Source organism: Methanosarcina sp. MTP4, from assembly GCF_000970045.1.
Taxonomy (GTDB): Archaea; Halobacteriota; Methanosarcinia; order Methanosarcinales; family Methanosarcinaceae; genus MTP4.
The window spans coordinates 4,098,362-4,115,667 of the sequence record NZ_CP009505.1; the positions used below are offsets into that span (position 1 = coordinate 4,098,362).

Sequence of the window (17,306 nt, forward strand, 5' to 3'; positions counted from 1 at the left end):
ACTAAGGAATTCTGTGAAAAATGGCATAAGCTCATCTAATTGTTAGAACTTATCTGGTTTTTAGGACTTGAAGACGTCCAATTTTTCTGATTTATTCAGGTTCTCTGAATTGCCTAATTTTTCAGATTTATCTAATTGTCAGGCACGCCTAATTGTCAGGCATACCTAATTGTCAGACTTGCCTGATTCAAAAATACTTCTCAATTTCTGAAAACTCGATCCTTGCTGTGGAATCCAGGGATATGGGGGTTATTGAGATGTGTTCTTTTTGCATAAGGGCATGCACGTCTGTCCCTTCGGCTTCTTCCTTTATGAGGTCTCCTGCGATCCAGTAGTAGGGCCTGCCGCGCGGGTCGTGCCGCTCTTCCACGTCGGTTTTGAAAACCTTCCGGGCGAGGCGGGTGATGTCTATGGGTGTGTCCTCTTCGGCGTGGAAGGGGACGTTTATGTTCAGGAGGTCCACGGAATCGGGCATGCCGTGTTTGAGGACGTTTCTTGCAATTCTGTTTACGACCTTTATCGCAACTTCGAAGCGTTCCCGGTGGTAGTCCCGCGGGTCGTCGAATTTTTCTCCTTCCTCCAGGACCTGGATGGAAGCCGCTATTGCCGGAACACCATAGCTTGCGGCTTCAAGGGCCCCTCCTATGGTCCCGGAAGTCGTGATCGTGTCCGTACTGATATTTTCCCCGATATTGAAGCCTGAAAGGATGAGGTCCGGCATTTCCTTCATGATCGTAAAAATCCCGAGAATAACCGAATCCGTGGGAGTCCCGCCAACGGCATTGGCAGGAATTCCTCCGATATCCGTTTTCGTGATTCTCAGGGGTTCAAAAATAGAGATCGAACGCCCGACCCCGCTCTGCTGCATGGCAGGGGCCGAGATGGTGACTTCCCCGAGGTCCGCAACGCTTTCATAAGCAGCTTTGAGACCCGTAGAATAAACACCGTCATCATTTGTAACAAGGATTTTGGGGGACATTAGCTTCACTCTTAAGTTTGCTGATGATTTAAAATTAATGGAGGGGAACCCCCCTGAAATCGTGATTCATTTTCTTAAGAATCTGCATTGAAAAGTGCCTACAATGAACTTTTCAAATTGTTGTTAGTCAGTATAATCACCATTCGAAGAACAGAATCAAAAGTGAAAACAAAAACAAAAGTGAAAACAAAAACAAAAATAAAAAATTAAAGAGAAATATGAAATTTCAAGGCTGTTTCTTTGGCGTTTGCTGAGCCCTGGACTCTCTTTTTACATTGAATTCAAACAATTCCTGAAGCATTCCTTAAAACGCGCCTGTAAAGCGAATAAATAATCCCCCACAAAAACATAAAAGGGGAAATTGAGGGAATGCTTTGAATTCAACTTAATTGCGGCTTAAAAAATAGTCTTAACCGCATACTCATATAGGTGATACAGGCTCAAAGAAATCATTATCACCTTTATTGCCAGAAATTCCAGGCTGTGGAGTGATTCCACAACCAGTTCCATACTTAATTCTCTTTCTTCAACGATAAGTTTTACAATTTCTCTTAAACTTCTTTCAAACATTTTAATCATACCCCACTGATAAACTCACATTTCGACCCTCTGCCAATGTGAGATATTAATTTCTGTATATTGGCCATTTGATTAATAGGGTCTCAACAGAATGGCACACTTGTACCGTTAATTTGTACAAAAATACCAGAATTCGAAATGTGAGTGATAACGTATACCCACAAAGTATTCGTATACCCATTTAACGAATACTCATAAAGTATCCTATTATCAATAATGCCCTGAAAAGGCATCTTCAAACGAAAACATCCTTTTCTCACCCCCGTGCAATCTAGCTTTACATATCGATCATATTAATAAATTTTGGGTTAATATAAAAAATTATAAATGAGTGCATTAATGATGCTCTAGCCCTCCAATCCACATATAAACCGCCTGAACAAGAAGCAAAAACAGAACATGAAAAGTAAAGAATGGCGGGGCATAGGGTTTGAAAAGAAGCTTTGAACAAAAAAACAAATGCAAGAGCGGTGTTGACTAGTCGCCGTTAATTCGTCATGTCCTTTAGGGCTGAGCCGAAAACACCTTGAAATTCCGGACAAAAGAGCTTAAAAAAGCTTTTAAGAATCAAAAATAATCAAGACACTTGCTTTTTATCATGTTGCATTTATTTTTTAACTGCCCGCTTAGCTTCCTGAAAAACTGTCAAAAAATTAAAGGATTCTTCCGGATCCTCAAGGTAAAAAGGCAAAACCGGTTTCAATCTTTCAAATATTTGTCTCGAAAACCGGGTAAAAGCCTGTGAATCCGAAAAAACAAAACCGAAGCGGCGTTAAATAGCCGTATCCCTTCTGTCTTCCCCCGCGCCACGGCGCGGCCCGAGCAAGAAACCCCCTGAAATCAAAAGAAAAGAACTCAACGGCGAGTTGAGAAGAAGCCTCATCCTTCATGGCTTTTCTCTTCCTTGAGAACTTGCCTTACATTTGTTTCCAGGGGATTGAGCCTGTACTTTATGACATCCCAGACGATATCAAGGTCAATTCCAGAGTAATCATGGATCAGGATATTTCTCAAACCCACAATCTTTTTCCATTCTATTTCCGGATATTTAACACGGATTTCAGGGGCAATATGTCCGGCAGCTTCTCCTATTACCTCAAGATTCCGGATTACAGCATCTATTAGCATTTCATTTTCCAAAAACTCGTCAAAGGAAGAATCGCCCAGGTATTTTTGAATTTTTTCAATCGAGTCAAGAATGTCCTCCAAATAAAGAACAGGACTTTTCTCAGGCATACACAACTTCCTTCATGATGATATCCTTAAGTTGCCGCTTGAGTGCTTTTTCAGTAACGAGGTCAACATCCCTGCCAAATAAGTCTTCCAGGTAAAACTTCAGGTCCATGTAATTATCGAATGTTTTCTGACCCTCTTCAAACTCAACGAGTACGTCAAGATCGCTATCTTCCCTTTCCTCCCCCCTCGCAAAAGAGCCGAATATCCCGATCCTTTTTACCCCGAATTTCTGCCGGATAAGTTTCTCATGCTCCTTCAAAGTCGAGATAGCATCCATAATTAGTACTCGGCATCAATCTTTTAAATATTTGTCTCGAAAAACCGGAAAAAGAGAACATTCGGCTCAGGAATCAAAAAGACGGGGAAACGTTAATAGCCGTCTCCCGTCTGTCTTTCCCCGCGCCCCGGCGCGGCTCGAGCAAGAAAACCCCTGAAATGCAAAAGAAAAGAACACAATGATGCCATTAGCAATCGAAAACAAGCGCACATATTCTAAAATTTATACATTTTAGTCTTCAAAATACATTTATGGAAAAGGCCGGTCAGCAAGCTGACCGGTGAGAGCCCCGGTACCTATGAAAGCAGATCAAAAAAGGTTTCCTGGAATTTTTGCCCGATTTTTACAACTCTATTATTATATTTCGTTGGGGGCGCCAGAACCAACCCCACGCAACATTCAAAGTATGAGCACTTGAAGTATGAGATTCCAGGGCAGGGAGAGTTTCAAACTCAATGACTCAAAAAACAGAGCAACATTAATAGCCATCTTCCGTCTGTTTTTCCCCGCGCTTCAGCGCGGCCCGAGCAGGAAAAACTCTGAAATACAAAAGAAAAAGCTCAATTACGTCATCAGGAATCAAAAACAGGGGAAGCTATTCCAAAATCGTCCCTTGCATTTTTTTCTGAACATTTCGCCCCACAGCCGGATTCATTTCTTGTTCATTAAAATACAATTTATGGGAAAAGCCGGTCAGCAAGCTGACCGGTGAGAGTGCCGGTACCTATGAAGCAGATCCAAAAAAGGTTTCCGGGGATAACCAAGCAGGGACAATTTGCCCGATTTTTACAACTCTATTATTATATTTCGCCCGGGGGACACCAGAACCAACCCGACACAACGTTCAACAAAAGCACCCCCAAAAAAAGAACCTTTTAACCCTCTGCCTCTATCGCTTCGACAACCCGCCTGCAAACCCTATCCATCAGCACCCAGTAATCCCTTATCTGGTGATAGATCTCTTCCGCTACTTCCTCAAAGTCAGCATGCTCGGTAATATTCTCAACCTCCTCCCTCTGATCGATCATCTCAAGTGCCTGCACCGTTTCTTCTTCATCCATAAGCCCGACCTTGAACGCCATCCTCATGCAGGGCTTGGGTAGATCGCATACTAAGCCTTCATGGACGCAGAGGTAGTCTTTCAGGAGCCTGCTGAAGATTTCGACGCTGCGGTTGAATCTTAGAAGAGCGGCGTCCCGGATTATTGGGGAGTAGGGTTCGGAGAGGATTTCTTGGAGAGAGGTTAGGGATTTTGTTGTGAGTTCGAGTTTGGGGTTCAGGTTTTGCATATAACCTCTTCGAGATTTTCATTTAAAATTAAATTGAGCATTAAACTCTCCAAGAATAATTATTCGAGGAAACTTAAAATACATACTTTTATTTCTTCAAATGATTCCTTGTTGCATTTCACAGCACTTCTACAAAATAGGTTTTTAACATCAGACATACCAAGATTTGTTCTTTGACATATAGTTTGGAATTCATTATGTTTTCCAGCCCTTATCGCTTCATCCAAATATCCACTTAATCGAACCTCATCCAGTGAATCATCCAGTGAAAGTTCTGCTGCCAACTCTGATCCATATTTTTGTTTTAGCTCTGAAAAGATCCATTTTTCAGGCCAAGTATCACCAGGTAAAAATTTCAATCTCTCTTTGACATATGATTCAGCAACTTCTTTGTCACCGGCGTTCTCCAACATTTTTAAAAATTGATTACATAAGCTAACTAACTTTGAATATTTATCCCCATCTAGAATTGCAATACATTCTCCCTTTTTTATATTTTTATAACGAGCTGCAAGCTGTCTAATTACTGCTGAGGAGGAACCTATAGTTAATATATTAACTCTCAACCTAGTTTCGTTTGACAAGGATGATTCAATCAAGCATTTTGCAGTACTATCTTCAACAAAAATATCTAATTCATTGCTATTCTCTCCAGCCAGCTTCCCAGCCGCATACAAAGATGAAATTCCAGGGCTAACAATGGTATTAGTACCAATGCTTTCTACAAAGAACCTCGCTTCTGGAGGGAGATTGCTCATAATCGTAGAAGAATGAGTTGTACAAATAATTTGTATATGTTTTTGCTTACATATTTTTTTCAGTTCATCAACCAAACGTTTTTGAGCTTCTTCATGCAGCCCTAATTCAATTTCATCTATGATAAAAAGAGCACCATCAGGGCAAGAATGTACTGTAGAAAATATTTTAAATAGCGCATTTTCACCAGCTCCCATGTTAAATCCTGAGTATAATTTACCATCGGCTCTCACCATTGGCAACTGATACTTGGTGTGTTTTTTGTACCAAAATTCATCATAATTCTTATTTAATATTCTCCCAACTATATTTTTTACACTTTCTTCCCACCCATGGAACTCAATATTTTTAAAACGATTTTTATAACTTTTCGAAACACTTTTTTCAGAGTGAGGAACTACTCTATCGATACCGAAATATACAACATTTCTGTGAACTCTTTTTGAATATTTATTCCAATTACCACCGACTTTCTTTTTCCTAAACTGCAAACCAGCACCAATGCCTCTAGGCATCTTTTTAGTTGGCGTCCAGTTATTATGTAGTATTTTGTATCCAATGACTATGCCATCAGGCGAGACTTCCTCTTTTGACTGGATGAAAAAATCTGAAAATGTGTAATATCCTTTTTCCCTTTCAAGAAGTTTAAACCCACCTTCATCATTGTGAAACGAACATGCTGCCAAAGCAAGTAAAGTGGATTTCCCAGAACCATTTTTACCTGCGATAACAGATATAGGATAATTAAATTTAATTTCGAAAGGATTTAACCCTCTCAAACGACCTACAAACAACTCTATACTCAGTAAAGTAGCCTTAGAAGTGTCTTTTGAAAACCAGTTTAAATTATCCCTATCAATTTGTGAATAATTATATGACATAATAAATCCCAGAAACAAAATTAAAGCTGATTAAATTCATCATTCAATAAACATATTAGAAGATAAAAGGTTTTCCAACTTTGATCGTAATTTTAATAAGCCTACTTCAAAACATATTACGTAATCTAACAATATAATAAAAAAGAGGAAAGGATCAAATTAACGTAAATTATAGAGGAAAACTGAGAATCCAGCATAAAGGCTCTGTACGTCTTTCATATTCCTCCTTCCCACCTCAACCCTCCTCCCCAACCTCAGACCAGTATAAATTTAATATGATGAATCCGTTATCCCTCTAATATTCCGGACAAATCACGAATTCACAATCATCCAATACCCCCCAATCAATCATCACGAGGATTTATAAAATGGACAAGTACGAGCAGGTTATCGAGCTGGCAAAACGCCGCGGTTTTCTCTGGAACTCTTTTGAGCTTTACGGCGGAAGCCGTGGTTTTTACGATTACGGACCCCTCGGGAGCACGTTGAAGCGGCGGATCGAACAGATCTGGAGGGAGTTTTACGTTATTCAGGAAGGGCATATGGAGATCGAGTGCCCGACCATCGGGATCGAGGACGTCTTTGTAGCGTCCGGGCACGTGGGCGGCTTTTCAGACCCCCTTTGCGAGTGCAAGAAGTGCGGTGAAGCGTTCCGGGCAGACCACCTGGTGGAAAACGTCATGGACGCGGCAGGGACCCTGAATGCGGAACAGCTTACGCAGGTCATTAAGGAAAAGGGAATCACCTGTCCCGAATGCGGCGGAGAGTTCAACGACGCCTACGAATTCAACCTGATGTTCAAAACCACCATCGGGCCGGGGACCGGGCGCCAGGGATACCTCAGGCCGGAAACGGCTCAGGGGATGTTCGTGGACTTCCAGAGGCTGTCCCGCTTCTACAGGGAAAAGCTCCCCTTCGGGGCAGTGCAGATCGGAAAGTCCTACAGGAACGAAATCGCACCCCGGCAGGGTGTAATCCGGCTCCGGGAGTTTACCCAGGCTGAGTGTGAGATCTTCACCGATCCCAGGGATAAGAGCCACCCGAACTTCGAGCGCTTCGCAGACAAAGAACTTACACTCTACTCCCAGGAAGGGCAGGAGAAAGGCGAGTCCGTCCGCATGACCGTCCGGGACGCAGTCGAAAAGGGAGTCATTGCCCACGAGTTCCTGGGCTACAACCTCGCGCTTACAAACGAGTTCCTCACAAAGATCGGGATCGACCCCTCAAGGCTCAGGTTCAGGCAGCACCTGAAAGACGAGATGGCCCACTACGCAATCGACTGCTGGGACGCCGAGATTGAGATGGACCGTTTCGGCTGGGTCGAGACCGTGGGGATTGCCGACAGGACCGACTACGACCTGAACGCCCACGCAAAGGTCAGCAAGACCGAGCTTTACGTCTACGTGGAATACGACGAGCCGAAGATGGTCACCCGCTTCACCGTAAAACCGAACATGGGAAAGCTGGGCCCCATCTTCAAGGGAAAGGCAAAAGCCGTTTCAGAAGCCCTCAAACAGCTCTCCGAAGCCGAACTCAGCCAGGCCGAGATCAAAGTGACGGTGGACGGAGAAGAAGTCAGCGTCAGCTCCGACATGGTGGAGTTTGCGGAAGAGACCGTAAAGGTCAGCGGTGAGGCAGTCGTGCCCCATGTAATCGAGCCCTCCTACGGGATTGACAGGATCTTCTACGGGACCATGGAACACGCCTTTGAAGAAGAGGACGTTGCCGCAAAGGAAACCGAGTCCGGGCTGAAAGGCGCCGGGGAAGCAAAAGAAGGGGATTCGGAAACCGCAGTCGAAACCGGGGGCAAAGCCGAAGCCAAAAAAGAGGACGAAGCTGAAGAAGAAACCCGTCTGGTCATGCGCTTTTCCAGTGCCGTTGCCCCTGTCCAGGTGGCAGTCCTCCCGCTCCTGACGCGGAAAGAACTTGCAGACCCTGCAAAGGAAATCCTGGCAAAGTTCAGGGAAAAGAACCTGCTGGTCGCCTACGACGATTCCGGAACCATCGGACGCCGCTACCGGAGAAACGACGAAATCGGAACTCCCTACTCCGTCACCGTTGACTACACCACCCTGGAAGACAAAACCGTCACCATCAGAGACAGGGACTCCATGCGTCAGATCAGAGCCCCGGTCGAAGGCATCGAAGACGTGCTCTACGAGCTGATCTACAGGGGCAGGAGCTTCGAATCCGCAGGCAAACCCTTCAACTTCTGAATCCCTGCAATCCTAAGCTGCAATTTGAAGCTGCAAAAAAGCTGTAAAATAAGGGCTCTTAACAGGGTCCACAGCAAACTTTTTATTTTTTATTACTTTTTTTATAACACGGACGTGTTATAGTACTAACTGACAGCACTGAAATATCACTAAGCTGATAACACCAGGCTGATAACACTAAGCTGAGAGCACTGAAGTATATCACTAGGCTGACAGCATAAACCAAGAGCATAAACTGACAGCACAAACTGAGGCCACTGGATCGAAATGAAAGACACACTCTTCACGAACGAGCCTTCCTACATCAAGCACCCGCTTATAAAACCCGATACCGTGGAGCAGAGGCTCTACCAGCTCAACCTGGCAGGAAAAGCCCTGGAGGGTCCGAGCCTGGTGGTGCTCCCGACAGGCCTTGGAAAGACCATCATAGCCCTTTTTGTTATTGCTTCCCGGCTCCAGCGTTTCGGGGGAAAAGCCCTCCTGCTTTCCCCGACCAAACCCCTGGTGGAGCAGCATGCGTCTTTTTTCAGGAGGGTAATGAACATCCCCGAAGAGGAAGTCCTGACCTTTACGGGGAGCATCTCTCCTGCGGAGCGGGAAAAGCTCTGGGAAAAAGGCAGGCTGATCGTGTCCACGCCCCAGGTAATCGAAAACGACATCCTGACAAAGCGGATCAGCCTCGAGGACGTAAGCCATGTCACCTTTGACGAAGCCCACAGGGCTGTTGGGAATTACGCTTACACTTTCATTGCGGAAAAGTACTTTGAAGCTGCCAAAAACCCGCACATCCTGGCGATTACCGCAAGCCCCGGGAGTTCCGACGAGAAAATTGCCGAGGTTTGCGAAGCCCTCCATATCGAGAACGTTGCGGTGAAAACGGAAAAGGACAGGGACGTCAGGCCCTATGTGCAGGAAAAGGAAATCGAATGGGTAAAGGTAAACCTTCCACCCGAAATGAAGGAGGTCAGGGACCTGCTTGAAATAATCATGGACGACCGCATAGGGAAACTCGGGGAACTGGGCTTTCCGGTTGCTGCCCGGAAAAACATGTCCAAGAAAGACCTGCTGGCCCTCCAGAAAAGTCTCCAGTCCGAACTACGGGGGGAAGGAAACCCGGCAGTCTTTACCGCCCTTTCGGTCCTGGCAGAGATGATGAAACTGAACCACGGCATAGAACTTATCGAGACTCAGGGAGTGCTTGCCCTTAAAAAATACCTGGAAAAACTCGGACAGGAAGCCTTTGCAAAAGGCGGGACCAAAGCCGCAAAACGGCTGATGGAAGACCTGTACATGCGAAAAGCCCTCCACATGTTAAAAGAAAATATGGGGGAAGTCGAGCACCCGAAACTCGGCCTGGCACAAAAAATCGTATCCGGACAGCTTGAAGGAAGCCCGGAATCAAGGGTTATCGTCTTTACTAACTACAGGGATACTGCGGAAATGGTCACGGATGCCCTTTCCGAAGTTCCGGGTCTTTCCCCTGTCCGCTTTGTGGGGCAGAGTTCGAAGTACAAAGATAAAGGACTTACCCAGAAAAAGCAGGTAGAAATCATAGAGAAATTCAGGGAAGGGGAATACAACGTCCTGGTAGCGACTTCCGTGGCAGAAGAAGGGCTTGACATCCCTTCCACCGACCTTGTGCTTTTCTACGAACCAATCCCCTCGGAAATCCGGAGCATCCAGCGCAAAGGCAGGACCGGGAGGCTTCATAAGGGCAGGGTCGTCGTGCTGGTGACGAAAGGGACCAGGGATGAAGCTTACTACTGGAGCAGCAAAAACAAGGAAAAAAGGATGCTGAACAGCATGCACGGCCTGGAGTCTGCTCTGTGTTCGAAAAAGACCACCAGCCTTTCGGCTTTTGAAAACGGAACTGAAGCAGAAGCAGGTGCAGAAGCAGGTGCAGAGTTCGAAAAGCAAAAGACCCTCGGGGAGTTTGAAGTTCCAGACGAAACAGGGGGCGAAACCCTCAGAGTAGTCATCGACCACCGGGAAACGAAAAGCGGGGTTGCAAAATCCCTCGACCGGATGGGGGTGGGACTGAGCTTCAAGGCCCTGGAGGTCGGAGACTATGTGGTGAGCGACCGTGTAGCGGTTGAGAGAAAACGCACCGATGACTTTGCCAGTTCCCTGATTGACGGAAAACGCAACCTCTTTGCCCAGCTCTCGGACCTTGCCCGGGTGTATGAAAAACCTGTCCTGATTATCGAAGGTGAAGACCTGTTCACCGCAAGGCAGCTCAATCCGAATGCTATTTACGGCTCCCTGGCGTCCATTGCCATCGATTTCGGGGTTTCCATCCTTTATTCCCGGGACGAAGGAGAAACGGCTTCAATCCTGAAAGTGCTTGCAAAGCGCGAGCAGATAGGAGAAAAACGCGAGGTCAACCCCCACGGGAAAAAGTCCGCCAGTACCCTTGCCGAGCAGCAGGAATACCTGGTCTCCGCAATCTCCAACATAGGACCCAAAGCCGCCAGAAACCTCCTCCTCCATTTAGGGTCCGTGGAAGCTGTCATGAACGCCGACACGGAAGAGCTTCAAAAGGTAAAGCTGATCGGCCCGAAAACCGCAGCCAGGATAAGAGAAATCGTAACGAGTCAGTACAAAGGATAAAAAGAAAAAAAAACAGGATTTAAAATATAAAAGCCAGGACCCTGCAGAAATAAAAACCATATAATGACCAGGAGGAAGCGGACAACGTCAGAGGAAAACCGCTTTTATCAGTACATGAAACAATAACATTTAACCCTGCAGACCCCGGAAAATTCCGTTTTTTTAAAAAGGAAATTCCCTGGAGGGAATTCCCACGAGAGAGAACCGGTCTCTTTAATACCTTTTAAGGTTGCAACGCCTTTTCAAATGATGCCCAAGCACGGTACTTTCCGGTTCAGACAGCATGCAGAAAAGGAGGACGATCCACCCGAAAGGAACCAGAAGGACCAATCCACAAAGCAATTCTAGAAAGGTAAATAGATATGAAACCAGACCTCTGGACATATCTCGCATGCTTTCATCACCTCTCAATAGTAAAGTGTGAGTTTCTAAAATATAAAGACTTCTAAAATAAATTTATGAAAAATCGTGATAGATAAAAGAAGGGGTCTGGAACAGGATCCGGAAAAAAGGGCTTTATTCTCAATGATAAATAGTGATATATGAACTGTCTTCAAAGAGAGTTTGAAAAATATTTTCACAATAGAAAAAATACCTTCCATCTGATAACGAAAAATCTTTCCCCCACAGAATCAGGATTCATAAAATGAGAAATAGAAACCCTACCTGAGAAAATGAAGGGCCGGAATTGTAACGATAAATCAGGATCTATTAAAAATAATATCGAAAGTTCTATATTTGTAGAAATATACAGAGATGAAAATACCGAAGTCTTTATAAAAATCTGCAGAAACCTTGACCCAGGCAAATAAGAGGAGAAAAGACAGCAAGAGGGGCAACGGCGTGAAGCGGGGAGGAGCCGTAAACCTGAAAGGAAAAATATGCCCGAAGATAATTTTCCGGCGCATTCCATCTCCTTGCAGCGAGTCAGGGCGCTCTTACCTGAGAGTACCGGGACGATTGTCAGCCTCTAACCCTTAAATCCTCAAACCGTCAGCCTCTAAAATTTAAATCATCAACCAGGGCAAGAATTGAGTATTCATTCCTTTCTTTATTCCTTTCTCAGTATTTTCTCAGTATTTTCTCAGTATTTTCTCAGTATTTTCTCAAACTCTCGATAAGGCTCAGACCTTTTTCAATCAGTTCGAACTCCTCAATGACCCTTCGGGGATCCTTTTCAGCCTGCAGGAAAGTGGCAATGCTGATGAGTTTTCTCAGGAGCAGGGCTTCAAGCTCTGCCCGGTCTCCCTGAAGTTCGAGGACGTCAGCAGGTCCGGCATTTTGTACTGCAGCCTTCTGCCGGGGCAGCTCTTTGCTCTCGGGGACAGGGCTCTGTACCTCTGCCCTGAACTGCGGGACCCTCTCTTCTACTTCCACGGCTGCTTCTGCTCTCCTGGGCTCGAACCAGGAATTCTGACGGCTTTCCTGGACTTCCTTGTTGGTATCATACCAGGGCCTGCTTTTCTCGGGCAAAGTTCCGGTTTCCGGGGCAGGCCTTTCCACGGGAGCTTCCGGGACTGCTTCTATGGATGCCTCTGTTTCCTCTTCTCCTTCCTCCCGGACATCACAGAGTGGACAGATTACCTGACCCTGGTACCTGAACTTCGGAGCACCACAAACTTTGCAGTGCTCGGCAAGCATCGTACCTCCGAGTTCAAGGAAGCGAGCTATTCTTTTTACCTTCTGATCTTTCTCGGAATCCATGTGTTAACCATCCTCTCTGCACACATTCGTACTTCTCTTATAAGATTTCTCCTTTCCGCTCCATATATATTAAGCTACCTCAATTATGCCCTTCGAGGGAAAAACCCCAGGATAAAAGAAGGCATCGGGGTGAAGGAAAATATCAAGGAAAAGAAGAAGACCAGAAAAAAGTAAAGCATCAAGCCAAGAAAAGACCAGAATAAAGGAAAAACCTCGAGTTACTTTCGGATAATGGAGCATGAACGGCATCAAGCCAAGAAAAGACCAGAATAAAGGAAAAACAGAGGGGAAATAAAAACACTATACCAAAAGACAATGAGAAAATAAAAAAAATGATAATATCGGGAATTACCGATAATATTTTATATAACAAACCTGTCTTACACTAAATTAGCTAGCTCTTATTTTACATTACAATTAACCACCGAAGGTGATTTGAATGTCATCAGTTGATTCAACAGAAGTTATCAGGCAATGTCTCCATGTCTTAGAAAGCATAACCAACGACTCGTCGGTTCCCAGAAATATCAGGCGTTCCGTAAACGAAATCACGGATATCCTTACCAATGATTCCGAGCCCCTTTTCCTCAGGGCCGCATCCAGCATCTCCATTCTCGAGGACGTCAGCAACGACCCAAACCTCCCACTGCACACAAGAACCCTTATCTGGAACCTCTCAAGCCAGCTCGAAACCATTCCCGTTGACGAGTAAATCCGTTGATGAGTGAGTGGCACTTAAATTGACACTTGAAACAAGAAAAAACACAATTTCTCAAAGGACACAATTCTTCCAAAGAACAAAATTATCTCTCAACTCTTGAGATAAACCCAGAATAAAAAACCGAATACACACGCTAAAAACGAACTTAAAGCTTCGGAGACGGAAAGCGCGCTTCGAATACGTTTTTAAGACCTCCCTGTTTAAAGCCCAAAAGGTCACCTTGTTCTGAAAAAAGACAGCAGGGAAACGTCATCTTTATAATTCATATATACTGTCGGCTGATGCGGGTGCACTCCGAAACGAGTGCGCTTCCGGGAAAGCCAGGCACAGAAAATAGGGAAAAAATACCCTTTACTTCTTTTTTATCCATTCCGTGTGAAGCAGAATTAGAAGCCTCATTTCGGATCTATTGGAGCTTATCAAAACGGAGTTTATCAAAACGGAGTTTATCGAAAAGGAGCCTATCAAAACGGAGCTTATAGAAACACGAAAAACTCCGGAAACTCCGGGAAAACAGAGAAGTTACAAATTTTAAGAAATATGGATGTCACCGATAGGCATAATATGTTTGAAGGGAAAATTGCTGGAAGTATTCAGCAAACTTTGAACAAATCCTGTACAATCCACAAAGGGAAAGGTTTGAACCGGGCCTTCTCGAGGGGGTAATGAAATAAATGCTCGAAGAAATTTCAGCCAGGGTAAGGGAAAATTTTGAGGCAAAGGATAGGGTAAGAGAAGAAGGACTAAAGCTTTCCCGGCAGGTCGTTAGGGACTGCCGGACCGCTACGTTTGCCCTGCACGGACAGAATTTCAAAAAAGCCGAAAAGAACATCGAAGAAGCAAAAAAAGCCCTTTTCAAGCTTGATGTTCTCTTCGAGGAGCACTCTGACATTTACCACGCAGGCTTTGTGGAACACGCCCAACAGGAGTTTGCAGAAGCCTCCATCCTTTTAGACCTGCTCAGGGAAGAAGAAAAACCTGAAACACTGCCTTCCCCGGAAACCCTGAGCATCGGATATGCAGCCTACCTGAACGGGCTCGGAGACGTTGTGGGAGAACTCAGGAGGCATGTCCTGGACCTTATAAGGACGGAAGCCCTGGAAAAAGCCGAAGTGTTTTTAGGGATAATGGAAAATATCCATGCAGTCCTTATGGACTTTGACTACCCGGACGCGATAACCCGGGGGCTCAGGCGAAAGACCGACGTAGCCCGCGGCCTGATCGAAAAGACCAGGGGAGACCTCATCAACGCAATCCAGCAAAAGAAACTGGAAACGGCAATGAGAGAACTGGAATCCAAGCTTGGACCCGCACCGTTCCCGGAGGAACAAATTGGCCCGGGATCACGGTAAATCACATTAACCACACTAAGCAGACTTCCAGAATTCAGAATACCCATAATTCAAACTTCATAATACAGGATTCCCATAATGTAAACTTCATAATCATAATACAAAATTTCATAATACAAAATTTCATAATACAAAATTTCATAATGCGGAAATCCATAATTCAAACCATAATTCAAACCATAATTCAAACTTCATAATGAGCAGATGAATATAGCACTGCGATAAAGGATTCCGATAATCAATCACAAGAGGATACCCATGAGATTTGATCCAGAGAAGATAAAAAAGGAAACAAAGGAGAACTTTGACCTTGCCTGGAACGAGGGGAAAAACCTGATCAAAACCCCTTCCCTGAACGAACGTTATCCCAGGACTACCCTGAAGTACGGGAAAGCCCACCCGGTCTATGACACCATACAGAAGCTGAGGGAAGCTTACCTCCGCATGGGCTTTGAAGAAATGATGAACCCTCTGATCGTGGATGAAAAAGAAGTCCACAAACAGTTCGGAAGCGAAGCCCTGGCAGTTCTGGACCGCTGTTTCTACCTGGCAGGCCTGCCCCGCCCGAATGTGGGGATTTCTGACGAGAGAATCGCCCGGGTCATGGAGATCCTTGGAGACGTAGGGGAAGAAGGCGTTGACAAAATAAGGAAAGTTCTCCATGCATACAAGAAAGGCAAGGTTGAAGGAGACGACCTGGTCCCTGAAATTTCCGCAGCCCTGGAGGTTTCGGACGCCCTTGTGGCTGAGATGATTGACCGGGTTTTCCCGGAATTCAAGGAACTGGTGCCCGTGGCAAGCACAAAGACCCTTCGCAGCCACATGACCAGCGGCTGGTTCATTTCCCTTGGTGCTCTGCTTGAGCGAAAAGAACCTCCCTTCCATTTCTTCTCAGTGGACCGCTGTTTCAGGCGGGAACAGCAGGAAGACGCTTCCAGGCTCATGACCTATTACTCGGCTTCCTGCGTAATCATGGACGAGGACGTGACTGTAGACCACGGGAAAGCCGTTGCAGAAGGTCTCCTCTCCCAGTTCGGCTTTGAAAAGTTCCTCTTCAGGCCCGACGAAAAACGCAGCAAGTACTATGTGCCTGACACCCAGATCGAAGTCTTTGCTTTCCACCCGAAACTCGTGGGTTCAAACTCCAAGTACTCGGACGGCTGGATAGAGGTCGCAACCTTCGGGATCTATTCCCCGACAGCCCTTGCCGAATATGACATTCCGTGTCCGGTTATGAACCTGGGGCTCGGAGTCGAGCGCCTTGCCATGATCCTCCACGACGCCCCCGACATCCGCTCTTTGACCTATCCGCAGATCCCCCAGTACTGTGAATGGGAGATTTCCGACAGCGAGCTTGCAAAGCAGATATACGTTGACAGGGTCCCGGAAACCCCCGAAGGCAGGGCCATTGGGGAAGCAGTAGTTACCCAGTGCGAACTGCACGGGGGCGAACCTAGCCCCTGCGCTTTCCCTGCCTGGGAAGGGGAAATTTGCGGAAAGAAGGTAAAGGTATCCGTAATCGAACCCGAGGAAGAGACAAAACTCTGCGGTCCCGCAGCTTTTAATGAAGTCGTCGCCTATAATGGGGACATCCTGGGGCTTCCGAACACCAAAAAATGGAAGAAAGCCTTTGAAAACCACTCCGCAATGGCCGGGATCCGCTTCATAGAAGCTTTTGCCGCCCAGGCTGCCCGGGAAATCGAAGAAGCCGCAATGTCCGGGGCAGAGGAACACATCACAAGGGTCAGGATTGTAAAGGTCCCTTCGGAAGTCAACCTGAGGATAGGCCCCATGGCCCAGCGCTACATCACGGGCAAGAATAAGAAGATCGACATCAGAGGCCCTATTTTCACCACGGTTAAAGCTGAGTTTGAATAAAAAATAAGGGACCGAAAGAGGAATGTGCCTCATGCAGAGTGAAAAATCCGCTGTCAAGGGTTTCCCGGAACTCAGCAGGCTGATGGAAACCGGGGAACCCGTATGCGTGACCTTTGAAATGGGAGAAGAAAACGTAAAAGGGAAACCCGGAGAAGGAAAAACTGAGGAAGAAGAGACCGGGAGAAAAGAAGCTGCTGAGGCTCGCAGTGAAATCCTTCCCGAAAAATCCGACCTGCTCTTTTGCGAACTCGTGCACAAAGCCCGTTTCGGGGAAACTTTCAGGATCTCGGGGCAGGGCTGTTCCCCGGGAGATTACGTGCTCGGCCTTTCGGAAGAGAGCCCGGCTGCTTACTACCTGAAATCCGGCAGGTACAGGGATCCGCAGGCTGCTGAAAAGGCGGTTCTGGCACTTCCCAGGTTCGATAAAAAATTCTGTTCCGTAAGAATCGAGCCCCTTTCCCTGAACAAAGGAGATTTTGACGTACTGATCCTTTTCCTGAAACCCGAAAAAGCCATGCGCATCGTCCAGGCCAGCGCATACGCGAAAGGAGAAAGGACAAAAATGGATACCCTGGGCGCTGCTTCCGTCTGCGGGGACTGTACGGTGCTCGCCCTCCGGGAAGGCCTGGGGCTTTCCTTCGGGTGCAAGGGATCAAGGAAGCACAGTGGGTATGAGGACTTTGAGGTCCCTCTCGGGATTGCTTTTGACAAAGTTAAAGAAATAGAAGCCGGGCTTTCAAGCCTTCCCGGGACTCAAGCCTGAAAAAAGGAAAAAACATACAGGTCAAAATACTCGGATCAAAATACTCAGATCAAAATACTCAAATC

At 46.0% G+C, this 17,306-nt stretch carries 14 protein-coding genes; 6 read left to right on the forward strand and 8 right to left on the reverse strand.

The window, feature by feature from the left end; all coding sequences use genetic code 11:
• Nucleotides 1-187 precede the first annotated feature (187 nt).
• The 7 genes from surE to MSMTP_RS17315 form a co-directional block, all read right to left on the reverse strand.
• Nucleotides 188-979: a 5'/3'-nucleotidase SurE gene (gene surE, locus MSMTP_RS17285; protein ID WP_048182077.1), complete on the reverse strand. Its 792-nt coding sequence runs from the start codon at nt 977-979 to the stop codon at nt 188-190.
• Nucleotides 980-1,375: 396 nt separating this feature from the next.
• Nucleotides 1,376-1,549 (reverse strand): hypothetical protein, encoded by a 174-nt coding sequence (locus tag MSMTP_RS19550; protein WP_156153885.1) that lies wholly within the window; start codon nt 1,547-1,549, stop codon nt 1,376-1,378.
• A gap of 716 nt (nt 1,550-2,265) precedes the next feature.
• Nucleotides 2,266-2,448 carry a hypothetical protein gene (locus MSMTP_RS17290; RefSeq protein WP_048182080.1) on the reverse strand — a complete coding sequence of 61 codons (183 nt, stop codon included), beginning with the start codon at nt 2,446-2,448 and terminating at the stop codon, nt 2,266-2,268.
• Nucleotides 2,438-2,794, reverse strand: coding sequence for a DUF86 domain-containing protein (locus tag MSMTP_RS17295; protein ID WP_048182084.1), 357 nt, complete (start codon nt 2,792-2,794; stop codon nt 2,438-2,440). The genes MSMTP_RS17290 and MSMTP_RS17295 overlap by 11 nt, the downstream gene beginning before the upstream one ends.
• Entirely contained in the window at nt 2,787-3,071 is a 285-nt protein-coding gene (locus tag MSMTP_RS17300; protein ID WP_048182088.1) for a nucleotidyltransferase family protein, read from the reverse strand. Before MSMTP_RS17300 ends, MSMTP_RS17295 begins: the two co-directional genes overlap by 8 nt.
• A gap of 875 nt (nt 3,072-3,946) precedes the next feature.
• A complete protein-coding gene (locus MSMTP_RS17310) occupies nt 3,947-4,360 on the reverse strand; it encodes a nucleotidyltransferase substrate binding protein (RefSeq protein WP_048182095.1) in 414 nt (137 codons plus the stop codon).
• Nucleotides 4,361-4,419: 59 nt separating this feature from the next.
• Nucleotides 4,420-5,997 (reverse strand): ATP-dependent endonuclease, encoded by a 1,578-nt coding sequence (locus tag MSMTP_RS17315; protein WP_052718450.1) that lies wholly within the window; start codon nt 5,995-5,997, stop codon nt 4,420-4,422.
• Nucleotides 5,998-6,365: 368 nt separating this feature from the next.
• On the opposite strand from MSMTP_RS17315, the gene glyS reads away from it, so the two are divergent.
• Nucleotides 6,366-8,213, forward strand: a complete 1,848-nt coding sequence (glyS, locus tag MSMTP_RS17320; RefSeq protein ID WP_048182098.1) for a glycine--tRNA ligase — start codon at nt 6,366-6,368, stop codon at nt 8,211-8,213.
• A gap of 267 nt (nt 8,214-8,480) precedes the next feature.
• Entirely contained in the window at nt 8,481-10,823 is a 2,343-nt protein-coding gene (locus MSMTP_RS17325; protein WP_048182099.1) for a DEAD/DEAH box helicase, read from the forward strand.
• 1,095 nt (nt 10,824-11,918) lie between these two features.
• Here the strand turns inward: MSMTP_RS17325 and MSMTP_RS17335 are convergent.
• Complete coding sequence (locus MSMTP_RS17335; protein WP_048182104.1) at nt 11,919-12,527, reverse strand: Sjogren's syndrome/scleroderma autoantigen 1 family protein; 609 nt, start codon at nt 12,525-12,527, stop codon at nt 11,919-11,921.
• Nucleotides 12,528-12,966: 439 nt separating this feature from the next.
• Here MSMTP_RS17335 and MSMTP_RS17340 point away from each other — a divergent pair, with 439 nt between their 5' ends.
• The 4 genes from MSMTP_RS17340 (at nt 12,967) to MSMTP_RS17355 (ending at nt 17,241) form a co-directional block, all read left to right on the forward strand.
• The gene (locus MSMTP_RS17340; protein WP_048182107.1) at nt 12,967-13,239 is read left to right on the forward strand and encodes a UPF0147 family protein; all 273 of its coding nucleotides are present in this window, start codon (nt 12,967-12,969) and stop codon (nt 13,237-13,239) included.
• A gap of 683 nt (nt 13,240-13,922) precedes the next feature.
• Nucleotides 13,923-14,600, forward strand: coding sequence for a haloacid dehalogenase (locus MSMTP_RS17345; RefSeq protein WP_048182109.1), 678 nt, complete (start codon nt 13,923-13,925; stop codon nt 14,598-14,600).
• Between the two features lie 258 nt (nt 14,601-14,858).
• Nucleotides 14,859-16,478 carry an O-phosphoserine--tRNA ligase gene (sepS, locus tag MSMTP_RS17350; protein ID WP_048182110.1) on the forward strand — a complete coding sequence of 540 codons (1,620 nt, stop codon included), beginning with the start codon at nt 14,859-14,861 and terminating at the stop codon, nt 16,476-16,478.
• A 31-nt stretch (nt 16,479-16,509) separates the two neighbouring features.
• Entirely contained in the window at nt 16,510-17,241 is a 732-nt protein-coding gene (locus MSMTP_RS17355) for a DUF169 domain-containing protein (protein WP_048183984.1), read from the forward strand.
• Nucleotides 17,242-17,306: the final 65 nt, after the last annotated feature.

What these genes read in the sequence shown, in the direction of transcription:
- glyS (WP_048182098.1), top strand. Translation starts at nt 6,366, where the DNA reads ATGGACAAGTACGAGCAGGTTATCGAGCTGGCAAAACGCCGCGGTTTT.
- MSMTP_RS17355 (WP_048183984.1), top strand. Translation starts at nt 16,510, where the DNA reads ATGCAGAGTGAAAAATCCGCTGTCAAGGGTTTCCCGGAACTCAGCAGG.
- MSMTP_RS17325 (WP_048182099.1), top strand. Translation starts at nt 8,481, where the DNA reads ATGAAAGACACACTCTTCACGAACGAGCCTTCCTACATCAAGCACCCG.
- MSMTP_RS17345 (WP_048182109.1), top strand. Translation starts at nt 13,923, where the DNA reads ATGCTCGAAGAAATTTCAGCCAGGGTAAGGGAAAATTTTGAGGCAAAG.
- MSMTP_RS17290 (WP_048182080.1), bottom strand. Translation starts at nt 2,448, where the DNA reads ATGAAGGATGAGGCTTCTTCTCAACTCGCCGTTGAGTTCTTTTCTTTT.
- MSMTP_RS17340 (WP_048182107.1), top strand. Translation starts at nt 12,967, where the DNA reads ATGTCATCAGTTGATTCAACAGAAGTTATCAGGCAATGTCTCCATGTC.
- sepS (WP_048182110.1), top strand. Translation starts at nt 14,859, where the DNA reads ATGAGATTTGATCCAGAGAAGATAAAAAAGGAAACAAAGGAGAACTTT.
- MSMTP_RS17310 (WP_048182095.1), bottom strand. Translation starts at nt 4,360, where the DNA reads ATGCAAAACCTGAACCCCAAACTCGAACTCACAACAAAATCCCTAACC.
- MSMTP_RS17300 (WP_048182088.1), bottom strand. Translation starts at nt 3,071, where the DNA reads ATGGATGCTATCTCGACTTTGAAGGAGCATGAGAAACTTATCCGGCAG.
- surE (WP_048182077.1), bottom strand. Translation starts at nt 979, where the DNA reads ATGTCCCCCAAAATCCTTGTTACAAATGATGACGGTGTTTATTCTACG.
- MSMTP_RS17335 (WP_048182104.1), bottom strand. Translation starts at nt 12,527, where the DNA reads ATGGATTCCGAGAAAGATCAGAAGGTAAAAAGAATAGCTCGCTTCCTT.
- MSMTP_RS17295 (WP_048182084.1), bottom strand. Translation starts at nt 2,794, where the DNA reads ATGCCTGAGAAAAGTCCTGTTCTTTATTTGGAGGACATTCTTGACTCG.
- MSMTP_RS17315 (WP_052718450.1), bottom strand. Translation starts at nt 5,997, where the DNA reads ATGTCATATAATTATTCACAAATTGATAGGGATAATTTAAACTGGTTT.
- MSMTP_RS19550 (WP_156153885.1), bottom strand. Translation starts at nt 1,549, where the DNA reads ATGTTTGAAAGAAGTTTAAGAGAAATTGTAAAACTTATCGTTGAAGAA.